Origin of the sequence: Finegoldia magna (genome assembly GCF_003182075.1) — a bacterium.
GTDB classification, from domain to species: Bacteria; Bacillota; Clostridia; order Tissierellales; family Peptoniphilaceae; genus Finegoldia; species Finegoldia magna.
The window spans coordinates 1-11191 of sequence record NZ_QGTH01000030.1; the positions used below are offsets into that span (position 1 = coordinate 1).

The following is an 11191-nucleotide window of genomic DNA, read 5'->3' on the forward strand; positions in this document are numbered from 1 at the left end:
TTACTCCACAAGCAAGTTCAAGCATCTCCATGTCTTTATTCAAATGAGGACGAATGTATTCGCAAACTTTATCATATACTCCTTTGTCTTTTTTCATGAAAGGAGCATATAGCTTAGCAAATTTATCCCAAAATTTTTTATTGCTTTTATCAATCATTTCAACGCTCCTTTTAATATCAAAATGATTATATCAATCTTTATATTAAGCTTGTTCTCTCACTGATACCTTGTAAGAAAGGAATAATAGCTGTTCCTATACCAATTAGGAATGTCATAAATGCAGAAAGTCATATGCTGTCATTCTTTTCTATTCAATCATTTTGAAGTGTCTCAAGGCATCCATGATAGCTTCTTCTTTTTCAGGTGTACACTGTGGAATAATTTGTTTCTCCTTTTTAGACTTGTTGTAATGTTCTCGTAATTCTATTCCACATTTCCTTTTTATCTGTGCAATATATAATGTCGGAACTTTTAATTCAAATTTATTCCAAACATATTCTTTGATTTGAACATATATTGCCTTACTTTCAGCACTTGTCAAATCAAGCTCATCCAGATCAATTTCAATATTTATATGCTTATCGACATCAAGTTTGGACAAAAGTGCTACCGTCTCCACGTGCCTCGAGTCGACACTATGGATAAAAAGTCCATTTTTATGTTTTAGAAAACATATCATAGGCTTTTTTAGTATTATCCTCGTATTGGTAAACATATCATAGGGTTTTTTACGTTGGTGTCGTATTCGAAAACATGTAAATATATATTATTTTTCTCAAATACCACTGGAGTCCAATATTTCTTTATTCAAACTCTTCATATAAATGCTATTACCTCTTATAAAATGAGTCTTTAGAAGACTTCTATTTATGTCCATTACATTTTCCAATCTTTATTATACGAACTTTTCGAGCAAAATACTTAAAAAGTACTTCATGCGTATTTCTGATTTACAATATTATTATGCCCTGTTAAGTATCCATATCTATAATTTCATCGCATTGTTCTACTAACCTTTCATCATGAGTAGCTATAATAATCATAGCCCCATTATCTCTTTGCTTAACTAATAAATCCATTACTAACTGTCTATTCGCTGAATCTAATGAAGCTGTAGGTTCATCCGCAAAAATATATTTTGCATCCTTGAAAATTGCCCTGGCTATTCCAAGTCTTTGTTTTTCTCCACCTGATAAAACAGATGCCAGTTCTTCACCACGTCCACCTAAACCAACTTGGCTTAAAACTTGATCCACCTCTTTAGATTTTGATGTATTTTTATTCAAAGTAACATTGTATCGAACCGTTTCATTATCAATGATACCGTAATCTTGATAAATAAAGCTACTTGATTTATGCCAAAATTTAGTTTTATCAGAATCATTCCATCTAGATGTATCGTGTCCATCTATCATTATTATGCCAGTGCTTATTTCTTGAATTAAACCCAGACAATTAAGTAATGTAGTTTTCCCGCTGCCGGATTTTCCTGTTATCCCTATCATCTTATTTTCTTCTAATTTGAATGACATATCCGAAAATATCGCTTTATTGTTAATTTTTACACCTATATTCTTTGCTAATATTTGCATAATTTCCTCCTCAAATTCTATGAATAACTTCTAAAAATGATTTGCGTGCATAGTGTTTATAAGCAAATAGATTGCCCAAAACCAAAAAACAAAAAATGATTATAGCTGAAGTTATGATACTCCAAGCATCTGTAGGGTGCAAAAATCTATTTAGTACTATACTAACAGTCACAATAACAAAGGCTTTAATAATATCTATCTTTAATGATGTTGAAATAATATTTTTATAACTTGCTCCAAATGTATGAAGGGTAAATATTCGTTTTCGATTTTGATCCACCCATATTTTCCCATTCAACACACCTAACAAAATCATCGATATCATAACTGAAATAGCCGAAACTCCATAGGCTACTGCTTGCTGTTTGTACTGCTGTTCCATATTCAAAGATCCCTCTGATATGCTGTCTATTGAAGAAATATATGGTTTTATTTCTGATTTTTCAATAGCATTTCTTAATTCAGCTTCGTTACTGAAAACTACGTTACCCGAAGAAGCGATGTATAGTAAAAAACCCTTTATCTTAAAAACGTTTACTGGATTATCTGCAAGAATAATTAATGGATTTTTTGCTTGCACCGTTTTTGATCCATGCCCCGCTTCAATTGGTAGTGCCGGGAAATATTCTCCTTTAAATTCATAAAAATTAAGTCCATTTGGATTTGGCTCTTTACTTTTAGTTAACAATGGCATTTGTTCATCTAAAAATTCTTTTGTCTGATTAGGAATATCTTTATAATTAATAGGTATTAATTCTCCATTTTCCTTCTTCTCTTTTATCCCTATTTCTCCACTATTAACCCACTTAGTATCAGTAATGATAATATGGTCATACTTTCCTAGAATATCTTTAGATAATTTTACCCCAGAATCAAGCACATAAGAGATTGTCAAATTATTCTCTGCCTGTAAATCTTTAAAAAACTTTTCAGTCTTTGGAAGCATATCTTCTGTAATTAGTGTATCTAATTCATTGAATGATACTCCAACATATTCACTTCGATTCGCCCAAAGCTTATATTCCTGTGTCATTAGATTTGACAAGAAAAATCCATTTATTGTTGTTGGTAATACAACAAGTGCCATTAAAATAGCAATTATCTTATTAGTATCACTTATTCTTTGATATTTTCTCATTGGAAGATCTCTGTCTGTAATATAAATAGTTTTTGGAGAGCCAAGAAATAATAAGCTCCATATACAAAAGCTAATACATAGTTCTAAAACTATACATCCAATGAACAACTTTGGAATCAATATTTTTAGAACATACCAGCCCTTTTTATACATCAAATATATCAAAATCGCAATGAAGGCAATAATAATTCCAAATATAGCTTGCAAACTTAAATATTTAGTATCCTCAAAGTTAATTTTCCGCTTTGAAATCCCACCTAAAAATCGAATAGTTCTTCCCTTTGCATTTGTAACCATCCATATTAAAACCAGTGTAATTAGCAATATTCCACTAGTCACAACTCCATTCCCAATACCATTCAAAAAGATAAAGCCATATATTTTAGTGCCAATTTCTTTTATTATTGGTACATCCTCTTGAATTTTTACCGTTACACCAGTTTTTTGTCTCCAATTCATCAAATCTTCAAAGAAGTTTTGATTAAAAGTACAGAAATACACACCAGATAAATTCCTTTTTCCTATTTCACTTGAATGCACTAAATCACCTGTTAAATCTCCTTCTAGCCAAGTAATATTATTGCCATTTAATAAAGGTTTAGTGCTCACAGGTTTCTTTGAGCCAAACCATATTACATCTCTTTTTTTCTCATACCTTTCAACATCTGCTGTTGTTTTTATAAGCACTACATCATGTCTGTCTGACAATTGATTCAATTCATTAATTACATGTTCTTTGCTAACACCATGCTCAGGTAATAGCAAGTCAAATTTACTCTTTGTATTAAAAGGAGTTTCTTTTTCAACATTTACATTGAATTGTAAAATTAAAAGAAATGTAAATATTCCAATTATAAATCCAATAATTCGTAACGATTTTTTTAACATTAAATCCCCCTACTATTTGTCACACCTTACATCACACATTTTTAGTGATAATAGAAATGAAAATGTATATATAATCACTGCAATAATTAAAAAGATTAAGATTATTACTATTGAGAAATTTTCAGACAAATTTGATGCCCACATTTGTGGCTCTGTTTTCACAACAGTCGTAATAAAATTGGATAAAATATCATTGGTTAGCCCAAAAGCAATTACGCAAGCAATTGCTAAGATTGCAAATTCTGATATTCTTGTTGCTGCTATACCCAAATGCAAAGATATTGGTAACTGAACAGACCAGATTAATAAATAAATCAATAGTTGAATACAATTAAATTTTAAAGCCAGTGATATATCTATGCTAGAATGAATAAAATATCCTAAGGTGATTAGTCCGCAGATGACAACATTCAATATCGTGTAAAGATAAACACCTTTAACACGATGATTTATTCCCACAGCCCCATCTACAAATTCACTAAATTTTCCATTATTATCTGATGAAAATATACTCTTCATACACGCATTCTGAAATATCAATAATAATAACGGCATCAAAATTGCTGTCCATTTCTCTTGAATAAAAAGATGTAATATAATAAGAATAATAAATGTAGTAATATAATATTTTTTTGTAACAAGAAAGTCTTTATAAATAAGCCCTTTCATTTTTAATTCCTCCTTCATAAGTAATAATCTCTTCTAATGTAGCTGATCTTAAATTTATATTAAGAGTACATGTATCCTCATTTACCCTAATCAAATACTCTTTAGAAAACTCGTTTTCTTTTGATCCTATTACCAAAGATTTATCATATCCATTAGAGTTAAATTCTTCTGCATCGCATATAAAAAATTCATCACGAATCTCTTCAATTGACTTAAAAAAACGAACTTCTCCATCAACAAGATAAAGTATATAGTCAGCATTTTTTTCAAGATCGACAGTTGAATGTGAACTTATAACTACAGTGTGCGATTCGTCCTCAATAAATTCTGCAAGTAGTCTAAGGATCTCATCCTTTACAATCGAATCTAAACCATTTAAAACCTCATCAAGAATTAATATCTCAGGATGATGAGCCATTGCAATAGCTAAAAATAATAATGATCTTTGTCCGGATGATAAATCATCTGATTTTTTAGTTAAATCGGTCACTCGAAAAATTTCATCAAATATCTTTTCATCCCATTTTTTGAAAATTAATGAACAAAAATGTTCAATTTGCTTAATATTCATTTCTTCAGGAAAAGAATTATTTTCAAAAACAGACCCTATTTTTTGTAAATATTCGATATTTAGTCCATATATATCTCTTGCAAAAATTTCTATTTTACCTCTATCAGCTCTTATCAACCCGGCAATCATTTTTAATAATGTTGTTTTTCCGGCACCATTTTTCCCAATTACTCCAATAATTGAGCCTCCGGGAATATTAAGTTCAGAAATTCTCATTTTCAAGGAGCCCATGCTCTTTTGCAAATCTTTAATATATATACTATTCATTCTCTACTCCAATTATTTTCAATGTCGTAATAATTTCGTCTAAACTTAATTCGGCTAAATATCCATATTTCAGCGCTTCCATCAAATGACTTTCCATATTTTTTAAGAATTCTTCTTTTAATAATTCCTTGTTTCTTACGCAAACGAAGCTTCCCTTTCCTTGAATGCTATAGATAAAACCATCTCGTTCTAATTCGTCGTAAACTCTCTTTGTGGTCACAACACTGACTCTTAATTCTTTTGCCAGATAACGCATTGTTGGAAGTTGTTCATTTTCTCCCAATTCTCCTTCTAATATTTGTTGTTTGATTTGTTCATATAACTGCTGATAAATGGGTATTCCACTTTGATTATTAATCCTTAATTTCATTTCTCACCTTCAAATATTGTTATCGTTGTTATTATTGTCATCTTTGTTATCATTATATAATAACATTATTAATAAATCAAGCAAAAAGCACATAATAATTTTTCACCATGTGCTTTAAACTTTAAGTTTTAATTCTTTTTTATGACTATTTGTATGTTGTTTACTATTTTTTAATTGTTTATTTTTAATTTTCTCTCTATTACTTTATTTGGATTTATTATCTATCCTCATAAATTTATTGATACTATTTTTCCTTTTCCAACTATATATATTTATCACATAATATATTAATAAAATAATTTCTATGCCAATAAATTACGAAAATATCCCAAATTTTTTTGGTATTTCGCCAGTCTCATGATATTCGATTTTCAAGTAAAATAATAATCTAAAAGCAAAGGAATCTATTCCATTTTCAGATAATTTCCAACAGTGACTCGAATTTTCAATTCTAATTTTCCCAGAATGATAAAACTCTATTAAATCGATATCTTCATATTTTTTCTTCTCTATCCATACTTTTTTTCCGTTTGGTTTTCTAATTCTTTTTCTAATTATTTCAGGTTTCGGAAAAAAGACCCTACATACACGTAGAGTCTTTAATCTATTTAACTTCAACTTTTATCCCTGACTTAAATTCAACTAGGATTGTATCTCCATTTATCTCAATTCCTTCAATTAGTTTTCTTACTAGAACATCATCAAATCTTTCAATTCTAATTTCTTTTTCTTCAAGAAATTCTTTCATCTCTTTAAGCCTTTCTTTTAAGTTTTCATTTTCTGATTCTTTAAGCATTATTTCATTTTTTTCTTCTCTTAATTCTTCTAACCTTAATGCTAAATCTGTATAATCTTCATTTGCATTTGCTTTTTTCAATACTTCCTTTTGAATGTCTAGCATCTTTTGATCAAGCTTTATTATCTCATTACCTGATTTTTTTATTAAGGCTTTTTCAATATTACTTTTTATAATGCTCTTTATCTGTTCTTTTCCATCAATTGTTTTATTGATTGCTTCTAGCACTTTTTCTTGTATTAATTCTTCAGATATAGTTTTTGCATCACATGTATGAGGTCCTTCTACAATCCTTGTTAAGCATCTCCAAACTGGTATTTTTACTCCCCTATTTGTATACACTACACGTCTATAAATTTCTCCACACTTCCCACATTTTATAAGACTTGATAGTGCATACTTGCTACTATAAATTCTTTTCTTATTACTACCTTCATTAATATTTGCCCTTCTAGATAATTCCTCTTGGACTTTCATAAAAATATTTTTTGGAATAATTGCATCATGACTATCTTGTACATAGTACTGGGGTACAATACCGTCATTTTTAACCCTTGTCTTATTTAGAAAGTCTACGGTAGTTGTAGTGGTTATCAAATCACCTAAAACTAATAAAGCAGTGTAGCCATCTATCACAACAAAAAAACCACCATTATAATAATAAGAATTTTTTTCATTTATTCTACCTAAATCATTCTCAAGTTCAAATTTTTTATTTCGTTAAAGCATTCCAACTTTCTCCAGCATCTTCAGAATAAAATTGAATTCCATTGGATTCATACTCTCCTGCTGTAACAGTAATATATAATTTATTCCCCTTACTTTCAGGCATAGAAAGATACTTATAATCATCCAATTTTAGTCCGATTTCTTTTCCCTCTTTTGGTATATCTTTTACCTTATCCATTGGTAAATTAACTTGTCTAAAGGTAATGCCTCCATCTTTTGTACTATATATTTGAGAGTACTGTCCAGATGCCCCCTGAATTCCAATAAAACCAAAATCATTTGAAAAGAATATTATTCCTTCAGCTGATCCGGTTTCATCCATAAAAGGATCTTTGTTGATAACTTTCCAAGTTTCCCCACTATCAATTGATTTTTCAAATGCATAGAACCTTGAACCGGCAGCGGCATCTACAACCACAAGTCTATATCCTATTTTTTTATCATCTAAAACAAAGGTATAAACCGTACCATTATTTTCATCTGTAATCCATCTTTTTGAACTTTTTGCATCTTCAATTATTTCGCTATTATGTTCATTTTCAAGAATTTCCGGCGATATATATTGTGGCTCCATTAGATACTTAAATGAAGATATATCTTCATTATTTTTTATATAAAGAGAAGCCATATACCCACTAAATTCTCCTCCTCTTGATAACATAGAAGTCGTCAATCCTGTATTATATTTTCCATCACTATCTGCATCTCCATCTAATATAGAGAGTCCTTTTTCTGAATTAACTTTTTCTTTTCCTGAATATAAAAAAGAATATGTTTGATTTTGTTTTATATCCCCCCAATTATGAACTTGTTCTTTGTAATCGGATTGCTTAAGAATTGCGAAAAAAGGATTTAATAACTTATCCGAATTAATACTAAGACCTTCGCCTTCATTAAGCCATATATTTATTTTACTATCTTTCTTATAGTCATAGGTAATTAAAAAACCTTTCAACTGTCCCTTATCATTTTCTCCATATAACATTGTTTCTATATTCGTAATTGTTCCATCCTCTGTAAACTCAATGTAGAAATCATCTGATACATAAATTTTTTCTGGTAAAGAATTTTTTTCTCCTATATCGTTTATCAATCCATCAATACCATTTTCATAAATATTATTATGAATGAATTTTATCTTTTTATGATTTAAGAAATCATCAATTTTCCAAGATAAAGCCCCATTATAAGGAATTGCTGTGTGTATTATCATCCCTCCAAACACTAGGCTTATAGCAATAAATAAAACCAAACGGAATTTAAAACAACTTGCCCGATACCCTCTATGTCTTAATATTAATCTGACTAAAAGTAATATAATCAGTGGAATCACAAAAGGTAACATAATTCTAAGCCAATAATATGTCCCTCCAAACTTACAAAGTTTCCATAAAATATACATACAAATTGAGTATAAAACTAATGTTATATAATCAACTAAAAATTTTAGTTTTTGTTTCATATCAATCCCCCATTCATCTGCATTATATAATTTATTCAAAAATAATTTAGTAGAATGCTTCAAAATTTTTTTGTCTATTTTATTATTATATCATTTTTAGGTGTTTTTCTATATCATCTTCCTATGGTACTTGAAATTTCTCTAATAAAGTTAAAACATCTTACCATTCCTCATCCCTGTAATAATCTTTTGTTTTCTCTTTTTTCTTTTTGTATTTTTCCTGTTGCTCTTGATATTTTTTAATCTTTGCTATTACACTTGGTTTCTCTCCACGCTTGATCGCCTTATATGGAACATATCCAAATTAGTGGGGACTAAAATAGAAACAAATTCCATAATTATAGACAAATAAATAAAAATAATTAAGGATGATTTTCTATTTTCACACATTTTGCCTTCTCCATAACTCAAATTTTTAGCCTATTTATTTTATAACTTGATTTTAACTTTACCTTATCTCTATTTGTTAGATACTCTTCCACATCAAATAAATTCTTCTTATCATAATCTTCCAATAACTTATAATTCTTATGCTTTGTAATATCAAATTTATCAGACAAGAAAGGTCTTACTCCTCTTAGTTGGTATATACACTTACCGCCATCCATTACAGTTATTTCATCTTGGCTCATAAGTTCCTTACCAGTCTTTTGATAATTTAGACCAAAAGATTTTTGATTTGATCTTGTTTCTGATGTGTTATATAAATCTATGGTTTCTTTCCCTAAGGTTTCTGATAATTCTTTTACTGTTGTTTTTTCTTTTCCTCCTAGAAATAGTGTGGAGTCACAGTTACCAACTATTGTATCTGCATGGTCTTTATAAATTGCTTTTAATTGAGATTGTGCTTGCAGTATTATGCTTGCTGATATTTCTCTTGAACGAATTGTCGCTATTAGTTTCTCAAATTTAGGAATTAAGCCAATATTTGCAAACTCATCAAGCAAACATCTAACATGAACAGGAAGTCTTCCACCATACACATCATCTGCCTTATCACATAATAGATTAAATAGCTGAGAATACATTATTGATACTACAAAGTTAAAGGTATCATCTGTATCTGATATTATTACAAACAAGGCAGTTTTCCTATCTCCAATTTTATCGAGCTCTAGTTCATCTTCACTCATTAGTTCTCTAAGCTCTCTTATATCAAAAGGTGCAAGTCTTGCTCCACAAGATATTAGAATTGACTTGGCAGTTTTTCCTGCTGCAAGCTTATATTTCTTATATTGCTTAACTGCAAAATGACTTGGATTTTTCTTTTCAAGAGCTTCAAAGAGCCTATCAATTGGGTTCATATAGGTTTCGTCATCTTCCCTAACTTCACTTGCGTCAATCATATCCAAAAGCGTCTTAAAGTTCTTTTCTTCTTCTGGTGCTTCATAATAGATATAACCGATGAGGGCAGTGTAATACAGCTTTTCAGCCTTTACCCAGAAATCTTCTCCTGCCTTTTCTCCATCTCCCTTGGTGTTAGCAATAATTGTTTGGACAAGTTTTAAAATATCTTTTTCACTTCTCAAATAAGCAAAGGGATTGTATTTCATAGATTTTTTAAAGTTTATTGTATTTAAAATCTTTATGTCATATCCATTTTCATAGAGCATTTTCCCACACTCTAACACAAGTGTGCCTTTAGGATCTGTTACTACATAGGAAGAGTGCATTTGCATTAGATTTGGCTTTACATAAAATCTTGTCTTACCTGATCCAGAACCACCTATTACTAATACATTTTTATTTCTAGCGTATTTAGGATTTTTAGGTCTTGAGTTCATTGTTAGTCTTTCTGTATTAGTTATTAGTACATTGTTTTCAAACTTAGGGTCAATGTATGGAGCAATATCCTTACTTTCTCCCCATCTTGCTGATCCATACTCTTTACCTTTCCTATATTTCTTTTTATTTTTACCTTTACTATAAACAATTAACTTAACAAGACCAGCAACTGAAATACCTACTAACAAGTCCCTTGGATTAAGGCTTGGTATATAAGATAAAGTTCCTATATCAGAAATTCCAACCATTATTCTATCAATAATATCTCCTCCTACATAAGAATTGATGTGCTTAGAAAAGATATTTCCAATGTAGAAAAATGATAGATAAGGAATGTTTGATAATATAAATTTCTTTGGGTTGTCTATTTTAATTAGGTTTTTAATATCAGAAAGAAAGGCTTCTAATATCTTATTCATCGTAGAAACCTTCGCTATCTAATAAAATTAGTAGGTAGTGTCTTCCTTTTGGTGTTATAAATGTTTGTATTCCTACAAGTGTACCTAGTGGATCAACCCATTCTTTTACTTCAAAATATCCATTGTTCTTATCTGCATAAGGTAAGAGTTTCTTTTTCTTATCTCTATAAATTAATCCTTTATCCATTAAAAAACTTATAAACTGGTTTTGTGGTATTCCTAACTCTTTGGCAGTATTTCTAAAATTTGTAAGTAGGTTATAATCTACTAATTTGTCATAATAGTCTGCCTTTGGTCTTAATTCTTCAATTTCTTCTTCTCTTTCGGCAATAATTCTATTGGCTACAAGAATTGCATCTGCAAGTAGCTCTTCATTAGTTTTCTTTTCTTGCCCAGATATATATCCTCCATTTTTTCTAATACTTGGTAAGACTTCTCTAGTTACCCAAGCTTTGAATATTTTTGCTTGTGGTAGTTTTGATGAAAGGATAAGCGAATACAATCC

The 11191-nt window shown here is 29.7% G+C and carries 10 protein-coding genes and 1 pseudogene; all 11 read right to left on the minus strand.

Annotated features, from left to right (window positions below):
- Positions 1 to 307: 307 nt before the first annotated feature.
- Positions 308 to 622 (minus strand): annotated as a pseudogene (locus DES33_RS08915) (23S rRNA (uracil(1939)-C(5))-methyltransferase RlmD); the annotation flags it as partial.
- A gap of 349 nt (positions 623 to 971) precedes the next feature.
- On the minus strand, positions 972 to 1592 hold the full coding sequence (locus tag DES33_RS08920; RefSeq protein WP_110058756.1) for an ABC transporter ATP-binding protein: 621 nt from the start codon (positions 1590 to 1592) through the stop codon (positions 972 to 974).
- Between the two features lie 10 nt (positions 1593 to 1602).
- Positions 1603 to 3618 (minus strand): DUF6619 domain-containing protein, encoded by a 2016-nt coding sequence (locus DES33_RS08925; RefSeq protein ID WP_110058757.1) that lies wholly within the window; start codon positions 3616 to 3618, stop codon positions 1603 to 1605.
- Positions 3619 to 3630: 12 nt separating this feature from the next.
- On the minus strand, positions 3631 to 4287 hold the full coding sequence (locus tag DES33_RS08930) for an ABC-2 transporter permease (protein WP_170111633.1): 657 nt from the start codon (positions 4285 to 4287) through the stop codon (positions 3631 to 3633).
- Positions 4268 to 5125 (minus strand): ATP-binding cassette domain-containing protein, encoded by an 858-nt coding sequence (locus DES33_RS08935; RefSeq protein ID WP_110058759.1) that lies wholly within the window; start codon positions 5123 to 5125, stop codon positions 4268 to 4270. Before DES33_RS08935 ends, DES33_RS08930 begins: the two co-directional genes overlap by 20 nt.
- Positions 5118 to 5495, minus strand: a complete 378-nt coding sequence (locus tag DES33_RS08940) for a GntR family transcriptional regulator (RefSeq protein WP_110058760.1) — start codon at positions 5493 to 5495, stop codon at positions 5118 to 5120. Before DES33_RS08940 ends, DES33_RS08935 begins: the two co-directional genes overlap by 8 nt.
- A 315-nt stretch (positions 5496 to 5810) precedes the next feature.
- Positions 5811 to 6113, minus strand: a complete 303-nt coding sequence (locus DES33_RS08945; RefSeq protein ID WP_110058761.1) for a hypothetical protein — start codon at positions 6111 to 6113, stop codon at positions 5811 to 5813.
- The gene (locus DES33_RS08950) at positions 6100 to 6927 is read right to left on the minus strand and encodes a recombinase zinc ribbon domain-containing protein (protein WP_227930642.1); all 828 of its coding nucleotides are present in this window, start codon (positions 6925 to 6927) and stop codon (positions 6100 to 6102) included. Before DES33_RS08950 ends, DES33_RS08945 begins: the two co-directional genes overlap by 14 nt.
- Before the next feature lie 76 nt (positions 6928 to 7003).
- Complete coding sequence (locus DES33_RS08955; RefSeq protein ID WP_227930641.1) at positions 7004 to 8482, minus strand: WD40/YVTN/BNR-like repeat-containing protein; 1479 nt, start codon at positions 8480 to 8482, stop codon at positions 7004 to 7006.
- A 407-nt stretch (positions 8483 to 8889) separates the two neighbouring features.
- The gene (locus DES33_RS08960; protein ID WP_110058762.1) at positions 8890 to 10686 is read right to left on the minus strand and encodes a VirD4-like conjugal transfer protein, CD1115 family; all 1797 of its coding nucleotides are present in this window, start codon (positions 10684 to 10686) and stop codon (positions 8890 to 8892) included.
- Positions 10679 to 11191, minus strand: a 513-nt coding sequence (locus DES33_RS08965; RefSeq protein WP_110058763.1) for a phage antirepressor KilAC domain-containing protein, incomplete at its 5' end; no start/stop codon positions are given. The genes DES33_RS08960 and DES33_RS08965, both read right to left, overlap by 8 nt.